The sequence below is a fragment of the Cellulomonas sp. Marseille-Q8402 genome (genome assembly GCF_965119525.1).
The window spans coordinates 530,458-548,332 of record NZ_CBCPLX010000001.1 but is presented as its reverse complement, the minus strand read 5'-3'; the positions used below and the strand labels follow the sequence as shown (position 1 = coordinate 548,332).

14 protein-coding genes, 1 tRNA gene and 1 pseudogene are annotated in these 17,875 nt (G+C 69.9%); 12 read left to right on the top strand and 4 right to left on the bottom strand.

Features of this window, described 5'->3' with window-relative positions; translation table 11 throughout:
• The first annotated feature begins 16 nt into the window (after positions 1-16).
• The 9 genes from ACWPWW_RS02655 (at position 17) to ACWPWW_RS02615 (ending at position 8,389) form a co-directional block, all read left to right on the top strand.
• Positions 17-751, top strand: coding sequence for a pseudouridine synthase (locus tag ACWPWW_RS02655; RefSeq protein WP_454048794.1), 735 nt, complete (start codon positions 17-19; stop codon positions 749-751).
• Entirely contained in the window at positions 748-1,881 is a 1,134-nt protein-coding gene (locus tag ACWPWW_RS02650) for a prephenate dehydrogenase (RefSeq protein ID WP_454048793.1), read from the top strand. Before ACWPWW_RS02655 ends, ACWPWW_RS02650 begins: the two co-directional genes overlap by 4 nt.
• A complete protein-coding gene (gene cmk, locus ACWPWW_RS02645; RefSeq protein WP_454048792.1) occupies positions 1,878-2,633 on the top strand; it encodes a (d)CMP kinase in 756 nt (251 codons plus the stop codon). Before ACWPWW_RS02650 ends, cmk begins: the two co-directional genes overlap by 4 nt.
• A complete protein-coding gene (locus tag ACWPWW_RS02640) occupies positions 2,630-3,289 on the top strand; it encodes a lysophospholipid acyltransferase family protein (RefSeq protein WP_454048791.1) in 660 nt (219 codons plus the stop codon). The genes cmk and ACWPWW_RS02640 overlap by 4 nt, the downstream gene beginning before the upstream one ends.
• 265 nt (positions 3,290-3,554) lie before the next feature.
• Positions 3,555-5,144, top strand: a complete 1,590-nt coding sequence (der, locus tag ACWPWW_RS02635) for a ribosome biogenesis GTPase Der (RefSeq protein ID WP_454048790.1) — start codon at positions 3,555-3,557, stop codon at positions 5,142-5,144.
• The gene (locus tag ACWPWW_RS02630) at positions 5,141-6,241 is read left to right on the top strand and encodes a hypothetical protein (RefSeq protein ID WP_454048789.1); all 1,101 of its coding nucleotides are present in this window, start codon (positions 5,141-5,143) and stop codon (positions 6,239-6,241) included. The genes der and ACWPWW_RS02630 overlap by 4 nt, the downstream gene beginning before the upstream one ends.
• A gap of 89 nt (positions 6,242-6,330) precedes the next feature.
• Positions 6,331-7,011, top strand: a complete 681-nt coding sequence (locus ACWPWW_RS02625) for a GntR family transcriptional regulator (RefSeq protein ID WP_454048788.1) — start codon at positions 6,331-6,333, stop codon at positions 7,009-7,011.
• Entirely contained in the window at positions 7,008-8,267 is a 1,260-nt protein-coding gene (locus ACWPWW_RS02620; RefSeq protein WP_454048787.1) for an MFS transporter, read from the top strand. Before ACWPWW_RS02625 ends, ACWPWW_RS02620 begins: the two co-directional genes overlap by 4 nt.
• A 48-nt stretch (positions 8,268-8,315) precedes the next feature.
• Positions 8,316-8,389: transfer RNA gene (locus ACWPWW_RS02615), tRNA-Pro, on the top strand.
• 148 nt (positions 8,390-8,537) lie between these two features.
• Here ACWPWW_RS02615 and ACWPWW_RS02610 read toward each other — a convergent pair.
• Positions 8,538-9,725, bottom strand: a complete 1,188-nt coding sequence (locus ACWPWW_RS02610; protein ID WP_454048786.1) for a tyrosine-type recombinase/integrase — start codon at positions 9,723-9,725, stop codon at positions 8,538-8,540.
• A 505-nt stretch (positions 9,726-10,230) separates the two neighbouring features.
• Here ACWPWW_RS02610 and ACWPWW_RS02605 point away from each other — a divergent pair.
• Genes ACWPWW_RS02605 through ACWPWW_RS02595 form a run of 3 tightly spaced genes read left to right on the top strand, consistent with a single transcriptional unit; the run spans position 10,231 to position 15,367 of the window.
• Positions 10,231-12,045: a DNA cytosine methyltransferase gene (locus ACWPWW_RS02605; protein ID WP_454048785.1), complete on the top strand. Its 1,815-nt coding sequence runs from the start codon at positions 10,231-10,233 to the stop codon at positions 12,043-12,045.
• On the top strand, positions 12,042-14,288 hold the full coding sequence (locus tag ACWPWW_RS02600) for a sensor histidine kinase (protein ID WP_454048784.1): 2,247 nt from the start codon (positions 12,042-12,044) through the stop codon (positions 14,286-14,288). Before ACWPWW_RS02605 ends, ACWPWW_RS02600 begins: the two co-directional genes overlap by 4 nt.
• On the top strand, positions 14,285-15,367 hold the full coding sequence (locus tag ACWPWW_RS02595; protein WP_454048783.1) for a hypothetical protein: 1,083 nt from the start codon (positions 14,285-14,287) through the stop codon (positions 15,365-15,367). Before ACWPWW_RS02600 ends, ACWPWW_RS02595 begins: the two co-directional genes overlap by 4 nt.
• 676 nt (positions 15,368-16,043) lie before the next feature.
• Here ACWPWW_RS02595 and ACWPWW_RS02590 read toward each other — a convergent pair.
• From ACWPWW_RS02590 to ACWPWW_RS02580, 3 genes and pseudogenes are all read right to left on the bottom strand, one after another.
• Positions 16,044-16,283 (bottom strand): hypothetical protein, encoded by a 240-nt coding sequence (locus tag ACWPWW_RS02590; protein ID WP_454050444.1) that lies wholly within the window; start codon positions 16,281-16,283, stop codon positions 16,044-16,046.
• A gap of 315 nt (positions 16,284-16,598) precedes the next feature.
• Positions 16,599-16,718 (bottom strand): annotated as a pseudogene (locus ACWPWW_RS02585) (helix-turn-helix domain-containing protein); the annotation flags it as partial.
• Between the two features lie 455 nt (positions 16,719-17,173).
• Complete coding sequence (locus ACWPWW_RS02580; RefSeq protein WP_454048782.1) at positions 17,174-17,722, bottom strand: DUF1269 domain-containing protein; 549 nt, start codon at positions 17,720-17,722, stop codon at positions 17,174-17,176.
• Between the last annotated feature and the right edge of the window lie 153 nt (positions 17,723-17,875).

Sequence of the window (17,875 nt, the reverse complement as noted above, 5' to 3'; positions counted from 1 at the left end):
GGAGCCGACGGTCGACGTGCACGACCCCGAGGGCGTCCGGCTGCAGAAGGTGCTCGCCCAGGCGGGGCTCGGCTCCCGCCGTGCGTGCGAGGAGCTGATCACCGCGGGCCGCGTGTCCGTCGACGACCAGGTCGTGCTCGAGCTCGGCGTGCGGGTGGACCCGCAGACGTCGGTCATCCACGTGGACGGGCTGCGGCTGCAGCTGGACCAGTCGGTGATCACGATCGCGCTGAACAAGCCGCTCGGCGTCGTGTCCACCATGCACGACCCGGAGGGCCGCCCGTCGCTCGCCGAGTTCGTGCAGGGGCGCGAGGAGCGGCTGTTCCACATCGGCCGCCTCGACGCGGACTCCGAGGGCCTGATCCTGCTGACCAACGACGGCGAGATGGCCAACCGGCTGTCGCACCCGTCGCACGGCGTGCCCAAGACCTACCTCGCGACGGTCGAGGGCCGGGTGTCCGGCGGGCTCGCGGCGCGGCTCAAGCGCGGCGTGGAGCTCGAGGACGGCGTGGTGGAGATCGACGGCTTCCGGCTGATCGACTCCACCCCGCAGGCGAGCTTGGTCGAGATCGTGCTGCACGAGGGCCGCAACCGCGTCGTGCGCCGCGTCATGGAGGAGGTCGGGCACCCCGTGACCCGCCTCCTGCGGACGCAGATCGGCCCGATCAAGCTCGGCGACCTGAAGGTCGGCCGCACGCGCGTGCTCGGCAAGGCCGAGGTCGGCTCCCTCATGACCTCGGTGGGCATGTGAACCTGCCGCTGACGACGGACGGCGGGGTCGCGACCCGCGGCCCCGTCCGCGTCGTCGGCACCGGCCTGCTCGGTGCGTCGGTCGGCCTGGCGCTGACGACCCGCGGCGTCCCGGTGACCCTGCACGACCCGTCCCGGACCGCGCTCGCGCTGGCCCGGGACGTCGGCGCGGGCCGGCCCGCCGCGGACGGCGACCCGGAGCCCGCGCTCGTCGTGGTCGCGGCACCGCCGGACGTGACGGCGGACGTCGTGCGCGCCGAGCTCGCGGCGCACCCGGGCGCGGTCGTGACGGACGTGGCGAGCGTCAAGGGCTACGTCCTGAGCGAGCTGCGTGCTGCCGGCGCCGACCTGACCCGCTACGTCGGGTCGCACCCGATGGCGGGCCGGGAGCGGTCCGGCCCGGCGGCTGCGGTGCCCGACCTGTTCGTCGGGCGTCCGTGGGTGGTCGTCGGGTCCGGCGAGTCGCGGCCGGACGCGCTGCTCGCGGTACGGGCGCTGGCGACCGACCTGGGCGGGGTGCCGGTGACGATGGACGCGCAGGCGCACGACGCCGCGGTCGCGGCGGTGTCGCACGTGCCGCAGGTCGCGGCCAGCCTGGTCGCGGCCGCCCTGCGCGGAGTCGAGCCGGACGCGCTCGGCCTGGCGGGGCAGGGGCTGCGGGACGTCACGCGCATCGCGTCGTCCGACCCGGCGCTGTGGACGTCGATCCTCGCCGCGAACGCCGGAGCCGTCCGCGACGTGCTCGTCGGGCTGCGGGCGGACCTCGACGAGGTGCTGGCCGCGCTGGACAGCGCCGCACGGGCGACCGGGCCGGAGGACGTCGAGCTCGGCGCCCTGGCACGGGTGGCGCGGCTGATCGCCGACGGCAACGCCGGGGTCGCCCTGGTGCCCGGCAAGCACGGCGGCGCACCGCGCCGGTACGCGGTGGTCACCGCGCTGGTCCCGGACCAGCCCGGTGAGCTGGCCCGCCTGCTGACGGACGTCGGCGCGGCGGGCGTGAACCTGGAGGACCTGCAGCTCGAGCACGCGGCGGGCCGGCCCGTCGGCATGGCCGCGGTGTCGGTCGACCCCGCGCGCTCGGCGCACCTGGAGGCGGAGCTGACGGCCCGCGGATGGAGGCTGGTGAGGTGAGCGCGCGCGACGACGCCGCCCGTTCCACGACGACGACGGGTGCCCGGCGCCCGGTGGTGGTGGCGATCGACGGGCCGTCCGGCTCGGGCAAGTCCAGCGTGTCCCGGCGGGTCGCCGAGCGCCTGGGCCTGGCCTACCTGGACACCGGGGCCATGTACCGGGCGGCGACCTGGTGGGCGCTGCACCGCGGCGTCCCGCTGACCGACGTCGACGCGGTCGCCGCGCTGATCCGCGAGATGCCGCTGGTCATGGGGGTCGACCCGGCCGACCCGGGCGTGCACGTCGACGGGCAGGACATCGGCGAGGCGATCCGCGAGACCGCGATCTCGGCCGCCGTGAGCGCCGTGGCGACGAACCTCGAGGTGCGGGCCGAGCTCGGCCGGCGGCAGCGCGACGAGATCGCCGCGCAGGCGGCGTCCTCGTCGTTCTCCGGCGGGCGCGGCATCGTCGCCGAGGGCCGGGACATCACCACGGTGATCGCGCCCGACGCCGACGTGCGGCTGCTGCTCACGGCGAGCGAGGAGGCCCGGCTGGCCCGGCGCGCCCGCGAGGTGCACGGCTCCGCCGACGCGGCCGCCGTCGAGGCGACCCGGGACCAGGTGGTCCGCCGGGACGCGGACGACTCGACGGTCTCGCAGTTCCTCGTGGCGGCCGACGGCGTCGTGACGGTCGACAGCTCGGAGCTGGACCTGGAGCAGACGGTGCAGGCGGTGCTCGACGTGGTCGCGCGCACCGCGGACCTGCACGCGTGAGCGCGGCCGGGCCGCTGCCCGAGGTCCCGGCCTGGGCGCGGGGGATCGGCCGGTTCCTCGCGCACGGCGTCTGGGACGCGCGCGTGGTCGGCGCCGAGCGGGTGCCGGCCGAGGGGCCGGTGCTGTTCGCCGCCAACCACACCAGCGTCGTCGACGGCCCGCTGCTCGAGGGGGTCACGCCGCGCCGGGTGCACATCCTGGTCAAGGAGGAGATGTTCACCGGTCCTGTCGGTGCGGTGCTGCGCGCCTCGCGCCAGATCCCCGTCGACCGCTCCGGCGGCCGGGCCGCGCTGACCACCGCGCTCGGGGTGCTCCAGCGCGGGGGGACCGTCGGGGTGTTCCCCGAGGGGAACCGCGGACGCGGTGACGCGTCGTCCGCCCGCGCCGGCATCGCCTGGCTGGCGGTCAACGGCCACGCGCCCGTCGTCCCCGTGGCGATCCTCGGCACCCGGCGCACGGGGGAGTCGGTCGGGCACGTCCCCGGTCTCCGGCGGCGCCTGCACGTCGAGCTGGGGGAGCCGCTGCACCTGGAGCCGGTCGCCGGGCAGTCCCGGCGCGAGGCGATCGTGTCGGCGACGGAGGAGATCCGGGTGGCGCTGGCGGCGCTGGTCGCCCGGGCGTCGTCCCGCACCGGCGTCACGCTCCCGCAGGACTGACCCCGCCCGGCGCGCCGCTCCGCGCGCGTCCCGCCTGCGTCCCCTCGACGCCGAGGTAGTGCGATGTGCGCGAGGTAGTGCGACGTGCCGTACTACCTCGGCGAGAGCGCACTATTTCGGCGAGGTGGGTGAGGGCGGGGGCGGGACGCGGTCGGGGCGGGACGCGGGCGGGGGCGGGACGCGGGGGCGGGCGTCGAGGGGGTTGCGGGTCGGTTCGCGGGGGCTCGGTCGCCCGCGGGGTCCGGCGTCAGGGACAATGGTGCCCATGCATGACAGCGAGCCGGCCCAGCCGACCACCAGCGGACCCCTCGAGGACGAGGTCGTCGACCTCGACGAGGCGGTCGCCGGCGACCCCGCGGCGGACCGGACCGCCGAGCCGTCCGACGTCGCCGACGGCCCCGACGTCACCGCGGACGCCCCCGACGACGAGGCGCGCGAGCGTGCGCTGCGCGTCGGCCTCGAGGAGTACGAGCTCGAGGACGAGGACGTCCGGCTGCTCTCGGGCGACCTGGACGACGTGGACGAGGACGGCCAGCACGTGGTGCTGCCGGTGCTCGCCGTCGTCGGCCGGCCGAACGTCGGCAAGTCCACGCTGGTGAACCGCATCCTCGGCCGCCGCGAGGCCGTCGTCGAGGACAAGCCCGGCGTCACCCGTGACCGCGTCTCCTACCCCGCCGAGTGGTCCGGCCGCCGGTTCACGCTGGTGGACACGGGTGGCTGGGAGGTCGACGTCGCCGGCATCGAGGCGCGCGTCGCCGAGCAGGCCGAGGTCGCGATCTCCCTGGCGGACGCCGTGCTGTTCGTCGTCGACGCCACCGTCGGTCCGACCGCGACCGACGAGCGCGTCGTCCGCCTGCTCCGCAAGTCGGGCAAGCCGGTCGTCCTGTGCGCGAACAAGGTCGACGGGCCGCGCGTCGAGGCCGACGCCGCCGAGCTGTGGAGCCTCGGTCTGGGCGAGCCGCACCCCGTCTCGGCCCTGCACGGCCGCGGCACCGGCGACCTGCTGGACGCCGCGATGGCCGCGCTTCCCCTGAAGTCCGCGCACGGCGAGGCGCGTCCGGGCGGTCCCCGCCGCGTGGCGCTGATCGGCCGGCCGAACGTCGGCAAGTCCTCGCTGCTGAACAAGGTGCTCGGGACCAACCGCGTGGTCGTCGACGACGTCGCCGGGACCACCCGGGACCCGGTCGACGAGCTGGTGGAGCTCAAGGGCATCCCGTGGTGGTTCGTCGACACCGCCGGCATCCGCCGCCGCGTGCACCAGACCTCCGGCGCGGACTTCTACGCGTCGCTGCGCACGCAGGCCGCGATCGAGAAGGCCGAGGTGGCCGTCGTGCTGCTGGACGCCTCCCAGCCGCTCACCGAGCAGGACACCCGGGTGATCCAGCAGGTCATCGACGCCGGCCGTGCCCTGGTCATCGCGTACAACAAGTGGGACCTCATGGACGAGGACCGTCGCCCGTACCTGGAGCGCGAGATCGAGAAGGAGCTCGTCCAGATCCAGTGGGCCCCGCGCGTGAACATCTCGGCGCGCACCGGCTGGCACACCGACCGGCTGGTGCCGGCGCTGACCCGGTCGCTCGAGTCCTGGGACACCCGCGTGCCCACCGGCAAGCTCAACGCGTTCCTCGGCGAGCTGGTCGCCGCGCACCCGCACCCGCTCCGGGGCGGCAAGCAGCCGCGCATCCTGTTCGCGACCCAGGCGTCCACCCGCCCGCCGCGGTTCGTCATCTTCGCGTCCGGGTTCCTCGAGGCCGGCTACCGCCGGTTCATCGAGCGCCGCCTGCGGGAGACCTTCGGCTTCGAGGGCTCGCCGATCTCGATCTCGGTGCGGGTCCGGGAGAAGCGCAAGCGGTGACCCGCGAGGTCGCGCGGGACGGTCGGGCGCGGGACGGACGGCTGCTCCGGTCGCCGGTGCTCGTCCTCGGTCTGCCGCGCGACCCCGCCGGCCCGCGGCACGTCGCGGGGTTCCTCGCGGTCACCGTGCTCACGGTGCTGGTGACGCGCGGCCTGCTCGCGCTCACCGGCTTCCCGCAGCTCGGCGGCGACGGCCTGCACATCGCGCACGTCCTCTGGGGCGGGCTGCTGATGGCGGTCGCCGTCGTCGCCGTGCTGTCCTGGGCCGGGCCGGTGGTGCGGCCGCTCGCCGCGCTGGTCGGCGGCGTCGGCTTCGGGCTCTTCATCGACGAGATCGGCAAGTTCGTCACGTCGGACAACGACTACTTCTACGAGCCGACCGCCTCGCTGATCTACGTGGTCGTCGTCGTGCTGGTGCTGGTGGGGGAGGTCATCCACGGCCGCCGGGCGCGGGACCCGCACGAGACGCTCGCCGCCGCCGCCGACCTGGCGGTCGCAGGGCTGGCGGGCGGGTTCTCGCACCGCGCCCGCCGCCAGGCCCGCGAGCTCGCCGACGCCGCCGGGGACGTCCGCGGTGCGGCCGAGGTGCGCGCGCTGCTGGACGTCGTCGAGGACGACGCGCGGGAGCTGCCCGACCCGATCAGCGCGGTGTCACGGGCCGTCGTCGCGGCCTCCCGGCGGATGGTCCGGATGCGCTGGCTGCCCCGGATCACCGTGCTGGTGCTGGCGGCGGCGACGCTCTACACGGTCGGCCGCGGGGTCGCGCTGGTGGCGTCCGGGGCGGAGCTGCCCTGGTGGGCCGTGATCGGCATGGTGGGCAGCGGCGTCGTGTCGCTGGTCTGCTCCGCGATCGGCCTGCGGCTGGTCGGGCGGGACCGGGCGCGCGGCTACGAGTGGTTCCGGCGCGCGCTGCTGGTCAACCTGCTGCTGACCCAGATCTTCCTGTTCCGGGTCGACCAGTGGAGCGCGGTCACCGGTCTGGTCGTCGACCTGCTCCTGCTCGCCGTGGTGGCCGCCGAGCTCGACGTGCTGCGCGGGCGTGCGGGCGCGGACGGCGACGTCGCCGCCGACCCGGCCCGGGCCGCCGCCGACCGCTGACGGAGCACCGCGGCGCCACCGCATCCCGTAGCGCTGCCGCCGACGGGCGGCTGGACAACTGAGATGCGGTTGAGATACATGTAGTGACCATGCAGTCGCCCGCACTCGACCCCGTCGCGTCCCCACCCGCCGCCGACACCGCCTACCGGTACGTCAAGGACGCGTTGCTCGCCGGCCGCCTCCCCGCCGGCGAGATGGTCTCCGAGGGCGACGTCGCCGCCAGGCTCGGGATCAGCCGGACGCCGGTGCGCGAGGCGTTCCTGCGCCTGTCGACCGAGGGCTGGCTGCGGCTGTTCCCCCGGCGCGGCGCCCTCGTGGTGCCGGCGGCACCGGGGGAGGTCGAGGCCGTGGTGGAGGCGCGGCTGCTGCTCGAGTCGCACGCGGTGGAGTCGGTCGTCGGCTCGGACCGGGCGCGCGACCGGCTCGTCGGCGACCTGCGCGCGCTGATCGCCCGGCAGCGGGACGCGGTCGCCGCGGCGGACCTCGCCGCGTACACCGAGCACGACGCGGCGTTCCACCTCGCCGTCGTGGCCGCCGGGGGCAACGCGCTCCTGACCGGCTTCACGGTGACGCTGGGGGAGCGGCAGCTGCGGATGGTGGCGCTGTCCGTCGGCGCCTCCGGCGAGCGCGCCCCGCGATTCGTCGAGGACCACGAGGCGCTGGTCGCGGCGATCGAGGCCGGCGACGCAGCGGCCTTCCGTGCCGCGCTGGCGACCCACCTGCACGGGGCGCACCTTCACGGGGCGAACCCCGGCGGGGTGCCGCGGTGACGACGACCCACGCCCTCGCGGCACCCGCCGCCGCCCCTCCGGCCCCGGGGCCGCGCGCCTGGCTGCGGGTCGGCGCCCTGATGTTCGCCGTCGCCTGGGGCGGCAACGAGTTCACCCCGCTGCTCGTGATGTACCGGGAGGTGAGCCACCTCTCGGCGCTCACGGTGAACGCCCTGCTCGCCGCGTACGTGCTCGGCATCGTCCCCGCGCTGCTGATCGGGGGCCCGCTCTCGGACCGGTTCGGGCGGCGTCCGCTCCTGCTGCCGGCGGCACCCCTGGGCATCGTCGGGTCGCTCGTCCTGGCGCTCGGACCCGCCTCGGTGCCGGCGCTGGCGGCGGGCCGGGTGCTGTCCGGCCTGGCGCTCGGGCTCGTGATGGCGGTCGGCACGACGTGGGTGGTCGAGCTGTGCGCCGCCGCCGGCGCGCCGCAGGCGGGCGCGCGCCGGGCGTCCCTGTCGCTGACGCTGGGCTTCCTGCTCGGGGCGGGGATCGCCGGGGTGCTCGCGCAGTGGGGCCCCTGGCGCACCGGCACGCCCTACCTGGTGCACGCGGCCGTGACCGTCGCCGCCGGGCTCGTCGTGCTGGCCGTCCCGGAGACCCACCCCGCCGGCCCGGCCGGCCGGCGCACGACGCTCCGGGCCGACCTGCGCGTGCCCGCGGCGGGGCACCGCCGGTTCCTGCGTGTCGTGCTGCCGCTCGCGCCGTGGGTGTTCGGCGCCGTCGGCAGCGCCTACGCGGTCCTGCCGGGCCTGATGCGCGAACGCACCGGCGGCGTGCCGATCGCGTTCTCGGCGCTGCTCACCGTGATCACGCTGGCCGTCGGGTTCGCGGTGCAGTCGGTGGCGCGGCTCGTCGACACCCGGCACAGCGCCCGCGCCTCGGTGGTCGCGCTCGCCATCCTCGTCGTCGGGACGGCTCTCGCCGCCTGGGCGGCCGCGACGCTGGCGCTGCCGGTGGTCGTGCTCGCGGCGGCGGTGCTCGGTGCCGGCTACGGGCTGGCGCTGGTCGCCGGGCTGTCCGAGGTGCAGCGCATCGCGACGCCGGAGGACCTGGCCGGGCTCACGGCGGTCTACTACTCGGCGGCGTACCTCGGGTTCTTCGTCCCCGCCGTCCTCGCGTGGCTGTCGGTGCGCTGGCCGTACCCGGCGATGTTCCTGGGCGGGACGGCGGTCGCCGCGGTGTGCCTGGCCGCCGTGGCGTCCGCGTGGCGCGCCCACCTGCCGACGGGGGACGGCGAGGCCCCGCGCATGCGGTAGAGTTTCCGAGGCTCCTGCGGGGGCCGCCGAGGTCCCTCCGGGGACCATCGGGCTGTGGCGCAGCTTGGTAGCGCACTTGACTGGGGGTCAAGGGGTCGCAGGTTCAAATCCTGTCAGCCCGACGTAAAGTCGCAGGTCAGAGGCCGTTTCCGGATCATCGGAGACGGCCTCTTTCCGCGGCTAGAAGGGCCCGTACCCCCATTGATCCCCATCGGGCGATGGCGGCGAACCCCGGCGCTTCTGCGCAGCAGGTCCGATGTGTGGGCCGTGTCACTCTGTGCTCGTGCCGTCGTTTGCCGGGAGGAGCGCGTCTGCGAGATGGTCGCCGGCCTCTCGGACGACCTTGGCGGTGGTGTGTCCGTAGATCTCGAGCGTCGTGGTTGCGCTGGCATGGCCCAGGATGTCGGCAACGGCGCGGGCGTGGATGCCGGCCTCGAGCATGTGGGTAGCAGCAATGTGACGCAGGGTGTGGACGCCAGTGCCCTTCGGCAGCCCGAGACGGTTCACGGCGTCCTGCAGCGTTCGCAGGACGTTGCGGGGGTGCGAGACCTCTCCTGTCGGGTTGGTAAACACCCAGTTGTCGTCGTGCCAGCGGCTGCCCGCGCGAGCACGGTCCTCCTGCTGCTCGACGGCCCACTCCAGCAGGATCCGTCTGGTGCCGTCCGGAAGGGCTATGCGTCGGTGCGACGAGGACGTCTTCGGGGTCCCGGTCGCCGGGCCGCCGGTTGCCTGAGAGAGGGTGCGTCGCACCGTGAGGGTGCCGGTCCTCATGTCGATGTCCGACCACTTCAGACCCAGTGCCTCGCCACGACGCATCCCCGTCGTGGCGATGAGGGCGAAGGCGGGGTAGTAGCGGGAGGTCCGTAGTTCGGCGAGCAGAAGTTGGGCGTCCTCGGTGGACAGGGCGCGCGCGGTGCGCTTGTCGGCGCGGGGAAGTGCGATGTCCTTGGTCGGATTGGTCTCGATGATCCCTTCGCGGACGGCAACGTCGAGGGCGCGTCGCAGGGTCAGGCAGATGGAGCGGATCGTAGAGCCGGAGAGCACCTTCTGGCCGGGCGCGGGATCGCGAAGGGAGTTGACGAAGTCCTCGATGGCGATGGGTCGAAGCCGCACCAGCGCGAGCTGCGCCATGGGCGCAGTCATGAGGTGCTTACGGGCGAGGATCTGCATCTGGGTTCGGTAGTTGGGGGAGTTGTTCGACGCGGGGAGAGAGATGGTGATCCAGGTCTCCAGCCACTCGCCGAGCGTGACCTTGCTGGGAGTCAGCGAGAGGCCGGCACGCGCGCGGCGTTCGACTTCTTCTCGAGCGCCGCGGGCCGCGCGGAGCGTGTCTCCGTAGACCGACAGTCGCTTGCGTGCGCCGGTGCGGGGGTCCTCGGTGTAGAACCGGATCTCCCAACGTCCGTCCGCACGTTGCCTCTCGCTTCCCGTCCCGTTGCTGGACCTCCGCCTCGTCATGACGTCGCTCCCACGACGTTTCGTGGCTCGGTCTCGCTCGTCGAACGAGCCCTCGGATGGCTGGTCTCTTGGATCGTCATGGCCAGTAGATGTGCGGCACTCCGCGCCACGACGAACGAGGCAGTGCGTACAGGTCGCCCTAGTGCGGCTTGAGCATGTGTAGACAGCCCGCGGGTCCACCGTTTCCGGCTAGGTCAATCACGACTACGACTGCGAGCGGAGGCATCCGCTCGGGAACGGGGTGCGGGAGCACGAGAAGCCGCTGTCGGTGGCCTCTCGTATCGTCGACGCGGTAGACGATGGGTAGGGACCGGAGACCGCCTAGTGACCCGGGCGGGCAGGGCCAGATCGGCAAGACAAAAGCGCGTCAGCGATCCGCTACGGCGCGGTGCGCCATGCGGGTCCTGGACTACCGGTACCGTGCGAGTGGGCATGGTGTCGGCTCGGCCAGCCGCGTGCCACGAAGACATTATGGAAGGAGCGCTGGAGCTTGGCAGCATACGCAGTGAAGCTGGAGCGTTCAGCACCGCTCGTCCTACCCAGGCACGCAGACGCTCCGGACGACGACGGCTTTGGCGAGTGGTGTCGGCTAGAGAGGTCGTCCGGCCGTCCCCTCGCCGTCGATCTGTTCTCGGGAGCTGGCGGTCTCGGCGCTGGCGTTGAAGCAGCAGGCTGGACCGTTGTCGCCGCAGTCGATCACGACACGGCGGCCCTAGAGACGCATCGTGCCAACTTCCGGGGCCAAGCGCTCGACGTCGACATGGCTGACCCTGCCCAGGTGACCGCACTCATCGATCGACTCCGACCGCTCGGGATCGACCTCGTAGCCGGAGGCCCGCCATGCCAGCCCTTCAGCCGCGCCGGACGGGCGAAGATCCGCAGCCTCATCAACGAGGGCATGCGCGATGAGGTCGATGCGCGCAAAGAACTGTGGCGGTCTTTCATCGATGTCGTCCTGGCACTGAGACCTCGCGCCGTTCTCATGGAGAACGTGCCCGATATGGCGATTGGCGACGATCTCGCGGTTATTAGAGCGATCTCGAACGTCCTCGAAGGCGCCGGATACTTCGTTGACTACCGACTTCTTGACGCGTGGCGTCACGGAGTCCCACAGCACCGTAAGCGATTCATCCTCCAAGCACGCAACGACGGGGCTCTGCCGGTTTGGCCCGCACCAACGGAGTACCGCCCCACCGTCCGTGATGCCATCGAAGACCTTCCCTCACTCGACGACACCACCGGCGGGCGCGAACTTCCCTACACGGGTCAACCGTCCAGTGCACTGGCCAAGACGCTCCGTGACGACGCCGCGGACGTTATCTACGACCACATGACGCGTCCGGTTCGGGACGATGACCGTGAGGCGTTTGAGCTCATGACCTCCTCGACCTTGTACTCGGACCTCCCTGAGCACCTGCGCCGATACCGCTCCGACACCTTCAACGACAAGTACAAGCGTCTCGACTGGGACGACCTCAGCAGGACGATCACCGCCCACATCGCCAAAGACGGCTACTGGTACATCCACCCGGCGGAGCACCGCACACTTACCGTCCGTGAGGCGGCACGCATCCAGACCTTCCCCGACAGCTTCCGCTTCGCAGGGACTCGCAGCGACGCCTTCCGGCAGATCGGCAATGCAGTCCCACCAGCACTGGGACGGACAGTTGCTGAGGCGATCGTGCCCCTCGCGGAGCAACGTAAGGAGCAGCCTAGACTCCCCCTTCTTCGCCGACGCCTGTCGCTGTGGGCCGACGAGCAGAGAAAGACGGCATGGTGGCTCTTCCCTGGGCCGGACATGACGGCTGCTGCTGCCGCGGTCGCTGCACTACTTGAGATGCACAGACTTCCCGTCGCGACCGCGGCTTTACTTATGGAACCACTCAGAGGCGCTCCGGAACTCTCCTTCGAGTCGCTCCAGCACATCGACGTGCACACGCTCAGCAAAACTCGCAAGGACGTCTTGAGGCAACTTAGAGGCATCCTGCGAGAGAGCCGGGCAGTTGACTGGACACCGCGCGTTGCGGCCATGCTCGGCGACGCGCAGCGCCGCATGTTCTCGCTACTACGCGGCGGAAACGAGCTCCTCGTTAACGACCACGTCAGCAAGGTCGTGACCCTCCTGATGGATCTGCCGGAAGGGCATACCGGCCTCCGCACTGACATCAAGGTCGCCCTCGCCCAGTTGGTCTCAAGCGGTGACGAAGCAGCACTGCGGATGTGCGCGATTCGTGCGATCGCTGTTTCCGAGGCACGGGCCCGGGTCCTCGATCCCGCCACTGCACACCCAGCCGAGTCCAGGGGAGAGCGAGTCTCATGAGCGCCGATGTCCAGCAGGCGGTGAACGAGGAGCCCTCCGGCAGCGGCGCGCTCCGCCCGAAGGCGCGCCTGCTCCGGACTCTTGGCAGCGACCTCATCAGCAGCGACAAGGTCGCTCTTATTGAACTGGTCAAGAACTCGTACGACGCCGACGCCAGCGTCGTTCTGATTCGCTTCCACGGTCCGCTGGAGGAAGCGAAAGGCCACATCGAGGTGTGGGATGACGGCCACGGCATGGACGTCGCCACACTCCAGCGCTCATGGCTCGACATCGCGACCGACACCAAGAGACGACGCCCTCGCAGCGAGGGAGGTCGACGAGTGCTCGGTGAGAAGGGCATCGGTCGACTCGCCGCGGCCCGGCTCGGTCAGGAGATGATGCTCGTTACGCGCATGACCGATGCCGACGAGGTCAAACTTCTGATCGACTGGACGGACTTTGATCGCGAGGACGCATACCTCGATCAGATCGAGGTCGCCTGGGAGGTTGGGGCACCCGAAATATTCTCGGACGCCGGCTCATCCGTCGATACCTTCTCCGCAGCAGAGAAGGAGACCTGGCATCACGGCCGGGGCACTCTCGTCCAGATTGACCATCTTTCTCGCGCTTGGGACCGTGACGACCTTCTCGAACTACGAACAGCGCTCACACGGCTGATTCGGCCCCGTCCCGGCGTAGGTTCGAGCATCGCAAGAACGGGAGATGCTGAGCCTGATTTCCAGGTGATTTTGGAACTGGTCGACGTCGACGAAGGCCTCCAAGACCTCGCTGGTCCCGTCGAGCCATCGTCTGAGCTCCAGACCCCTCATTACAGCCTCACCGGAACCGTGGACACCCACGGGGCAGCGACGCTTCGCTATACGCAGCAGGACCCTCCGCTCGAGGAGGATCTCGGAACCAAGCAGTTGTGGACTGATGCGAAGCGCTCCCCCCAGGCAGGACCCTTCGACTTCGAACTCAACGTCTGGGACCGAGATAAGACAGCCATCCGTCGGACTCTCCAGGAGACCGACGCAGAGAGCGCGGCGCCCAGCGCGAAGGACCTGAAGGGCTTCCGTGACACGCTCAGCGAGGTTGCCGGTGTCAGCATCTACCGAGATGGCTTCCGAGTTCTGCCATTCGGTGAGAGTGGCGACGACTGGCTGGGACTCGACCTGCGCCGAGTCCAGACACCAACCCGTCGCGTATCAAACAACCAAGTCGTTGGACATGTGTTCGTTGGTGCCGACACGAACGAAGGCCTCAAGGACCAGACGAATCGGGAGGGCATCCTCGCCAGCGCTGCCTATTCAGATCTCCAGACTCTCGTCAGAGCCGCGCTCAACGAGCTCGAGACGCGGCGGTATACAGCGCGCCACCCCACGACCGAACCGGCGGAGAGCAAGGGCGGCCTGTTCGAGCGCTTCGACCTCGGTGAGGTCCGCGCCGCTCTGGCCCAGAGCTATCCCGGCGACAAGCGCCTGATCGGACTCATTGACGAGAAGAACCGCGATATCCAGGAAGGCGTCGCAGAGGTTCAGAATGTCTTGTCGCGGTACTCCCGACTCGCCACCCTCGGGGCACTCATCGATCGTGTCCTTCACGACGGCCGAACCGTCGTGACACGAATCAAGAACCTTGCGCGGTTCGGTGCACGCGACCTCGATAAGAAGAACCTAACTGATGGCGAGAAGATCACGATAGCTGCGAGAGCCATGTCGGATACGACGGCCCAAGCCGATCTTCTCTCGTCTCTCTTTAGGCAGATCGAACCCTTTGGTGGCCGTAAGCGCGGTCGACCCAAGGAGATCAGCACCGATTACGTCATTGACAAAGCAATCGCGATCTTGCAGCAGGAAGCCGAGGACTGCAGCGTCGAATTGATCCGCGAGGGCGATCCAGTCGTGGTGAAGATTGACGAAGCTGAACTACTGACAGTCCTGATTAACCTCATACAGAACGCCATCTACTGGACATCAACCCAGTCGAAGGGATCCGAGCGAAAGGTGATCTGTATCGCCCGGCTCAACGACGACTCTTCACTGAGTCTCGTTGTGAGCGACTCTGGACCAGGGGTTGCGGAGAGCGTGCGTGCGCATATCTTCGACCCCTACTTTTCCAGTAAACCGGAGGGTGTAGGACTCGGTCTGAGTATCGTAGGTAACCTCGTGGAAGACATCTACGAGGGCCAACTCGTTCTCGTTGATGAAGGTCCGCTTGACGGGGCGACTTTCGAGGCCACCTTCAGGAGGCGGGTGCAGTGAGAGAGAAGGTCAGAGTCCTTATTATCGAGGACAAGGACGCCCTCGCGGCAGATGCACGGCGCGAGATCGAAGACGCCTTTTCGGAAAGCGAGGAAATTGAGGTCGAGGTCTCGGTGGAGACGGACTTCGATCAGGGATTCGCCAGGTTCAGTCGTGGTGAAAGTGACGTCGTGGTTCTCGATGTGCGGCGGGACACACCTGATCAGTCACCTGAGGATGAGGCAGCGGGGCACACTGTATATCTCAGTATCAAAGATGCTCGCTTCGCCCCAGTGGTTTTTTGGACGGCTCTCCCTGAAACAGTCATCCATGAGCAGATGGCGCCCTTGGTCACCGTAGTAACGAAAGACGACACCGACAAGCTGCCGGCTGCAATCCAGGCAGCTGTTGCTAGTCGCGCGGTCATCACAATCAGTGGCATTGAACAGCATGTAGCCAGTGTGTTGCGCAAACACATGTGGACTGAACTAGCCCCAAATTGGGCCGAGTACACCGAGGCCGCAGACTCTCCGGGGATCGCACAGGTTCTGCTTAGCCGTCTCTCCCGAGTGCTCGAAGAAGATAGCGAGCGGTCGTTGACCGCAGACCCGAGCCATCGATACATCTACCCGCCTGCGTCGAGCCGTCGCGCACCAGGGGACCTTCTACGAGCGCCGGATGCCACGTGGTGGGTGATCTTGACGCCGGCGTGTGACTTCGCTCAAAGCAAGTTCGAGTTCGCGCTTCTGGCGAAAGCGGGAGACCTGGGATCGAACCCCAGATTCCAGAAGTGGTTCGGTTCGCCGTCAAAGGGCGCCTGGAATGAGCTCGAGAAGCACGTTCTGACAGCTACTCAAGGCCGCTTCTACTACTTGCCGGCATTTCGTGACATCCCGGACCTTGTTCTCGATCTGGAAAACGTGCAGGCCGTCACCGCAGAGGTTCTAGATACTATGAGCCCGGTGGCTTCACTCGTCAGCCCCTTTTCCGAGGGTCTGCTTGTTCAGCACAGTCATTACAGGGGTCGGATCGGAATACCGGACCTCGACTCTGAGCGCGTTAAGCAGCGGCTCTCGGACGGCCAATCGAAAAATGAATGATCTGACAGGAACACTCTCGACCTCGTCTTCCAAGAGCCTTGCGATAGCGTCGCACTGGAGGTCGCACAAGTCCTGTGCCGGCGGACTATGTGCCGGGATCGTGGTCGAATCTCCCCGAGCAGGAAGCTGAGGCGAGGTCCACAGCGGAGAGCGGACTCTCTTGCTCGGGCACGTTCGTCGCTCTGAGGTCCGGCACGTTGGCGCACTGGGTCGTGGAGGCCCGCTTCCTCCTTCGGAACGGGATCGACGATCCGCGATCACTGCACGCAGTCCCCGTGAGTGGGACTGCGCCTCGAGGGGCCAGCCCGTGGAGCGAGGTTGGTGTTCGCGTTCGATGCGGGCCCAGATGGCCACCACCCGGTTCCGCTGTACGGACAGGTGACGGTTTAGTTCGGTCGGCTGCCCGCGGATGCATCATGCGAGGCGCCGGCGCGTCTGTGCGAGCCAGTCAGCGAATAATCCTGCGCCGCGCTCGAACTCGCGGGGTCCGCCGTTGTCGGCCAGGTCGATAGCGACCGCGAGGAGAGGCATGGGCTCAGGAACGAGGAGCGGGCTGACGTGCATCACCACGTTCGAGCTGCTGCGGCTGACGGGCACGAGCAAGTGGTCGGTGATGACTGGGGTCCGCTGCACGAATAAGTGACAGGCGGGATCGGTCGCCTGCGCCTCGGGCGCATCAGGCGGGGCGCTGGCGCGTCTGTTCGAGCCAGTCAGCGAATAGTTCCTCGGCGCGCCTGTACTCGCGGGGTCCGCCGTTGTCGGCCAGGTCGATCGCGACCGCAAGCAGAGGCAAGGGCTCGGGAACCGGGAGCGGGCTGATGTGCATCACCACGTTGGAGCTGCTGCGGCTGATGGGCACGAGCAGGTGGTCGGTGATGACGGACTGCTGATCGGGGGAGTGGACGTAGAACTCCACCTGCGACCCGGCAGACAGGCGGCTTCGTTGGTCGCTGACTCCGCCTGGCACGACGCGCGGGTCGGACAACACATCTGCGGGGTCCGGAGCAGCCAGACGGATGACGTGTGCGCGCGCCGACAGCCACGACCGGACCCGCTCGAGCGCGTCAGTGCGTTCAGGTAACCGCCTGAGCTGGGCGCGCAGGCGCGAGGCCTCGTCCGCTCGGAGCCACGGGGCTGCGCCGGGATCACTGTGAAGCAACAGGGCCCACGCGGTGCGGGGTGCGAATGGGCGACCGGGCCGTGAGCTCCTCACCGGCACGGAGGCGGGATCGATGACCCACTGGCTGCCTATTCGCTCGGCATCGAGCTGACCCGTGGCGACTAGTTGGCGGACGCGACGGTCTGACACGCCGAGGAGGACGGCCACGTCTCGAGGCGAGAGGCCCTGCATTGACACAATGCTACCGGGGTCGGAAGCGATGTGCGACGACTAGCAGGACCGCAGGCACGACCGGCTCGCCCAGGGCCATTCGCGCTTGTTGTGGCGGACGCTGGTGCTGGTTGGCTTCCGCGAAGCGCGAACTGCGACTGACCCCAGACCCTGACCCCCGCGCCGCTCGTCCAAGCGGGTCCATACTTGTCCGGTGGTTCAGCGCTGGCCGATGGTCACACGGCAATGGACGCCCGCGGACGCTCTCGATCGACGACCACGTTAGCTGGGGGTCAAGGGGTCGCAGGTTCAAATCCTGTCAGCCCGACACGTGGTGTCGCAGGTCAGAGGCCGTTCCCGGGGATCCGGGAACGGCCTCTCGCCGTGTACGGAGGGGCTCGCGGGTGAGCCGGCGCCGGATCGTCCGCGCCGTGACCGTCCTCCTCCGGACAGGCCTCTCGATCCTGAGCGGAGCCCTACCTCGCCTCGGCGGCCGCCTCGTCGGCCGCTGCCTTGATCTCGGCTGCGTCCGCGGTGTCGATCGCCTTCTGAGCGATCGCGTCGGCCTTCTCGAGCGCCTTGCGGAGCGCGACGGCGCTCGGGTCGGACACGAGAGCGACGATCCCGGAGTGCCCGGGTGCGATGGAGTCGGTGAGCTCCTCCGCCAGCTCCTTGCGGCGGTGCAGCTCGATGCCCTTGCCGGTCGCAGCCCCGACGGCGCCGAGGGCGGCTGCGCTGCCGAGGACGGAGGGCGGGAAGATCAGGCCGAGCACGACACCGCCGACGACCCCCCAGCCCAGGCCGCGGCGGGTGCTGTGGTCGATCGCCTTGAGGATCTGCAGCTCACCCTCGGCGCTGCGCTCCACGACGAGCACGCCCTCGACGGCGAGCGTGGCGCCGTCCTCCGCCTCCTTGAGCGTCTCGTACGCCGTCCACGCGACGTCGGTGTCGGCGAAGTCGGCGACGAGCAGCGTGTAGGCGCCGTCGGTGACGGCTGCAGCGGCGAAGTCAGTCTGGTCGGACATGGTCTCTCCTTCGGGTCGGATCTCGCTGGTCTGACGGAGGTCGGAGCAGAGGTGGCCGACGTCCTCGCGCACGAGGCGAGCGCCTGTGCCCCGTTCAGGTCCGTGACGTCGGGCAGGTCGGGGATCGACGCACCCGTCGAGCGGGCGAGCTCG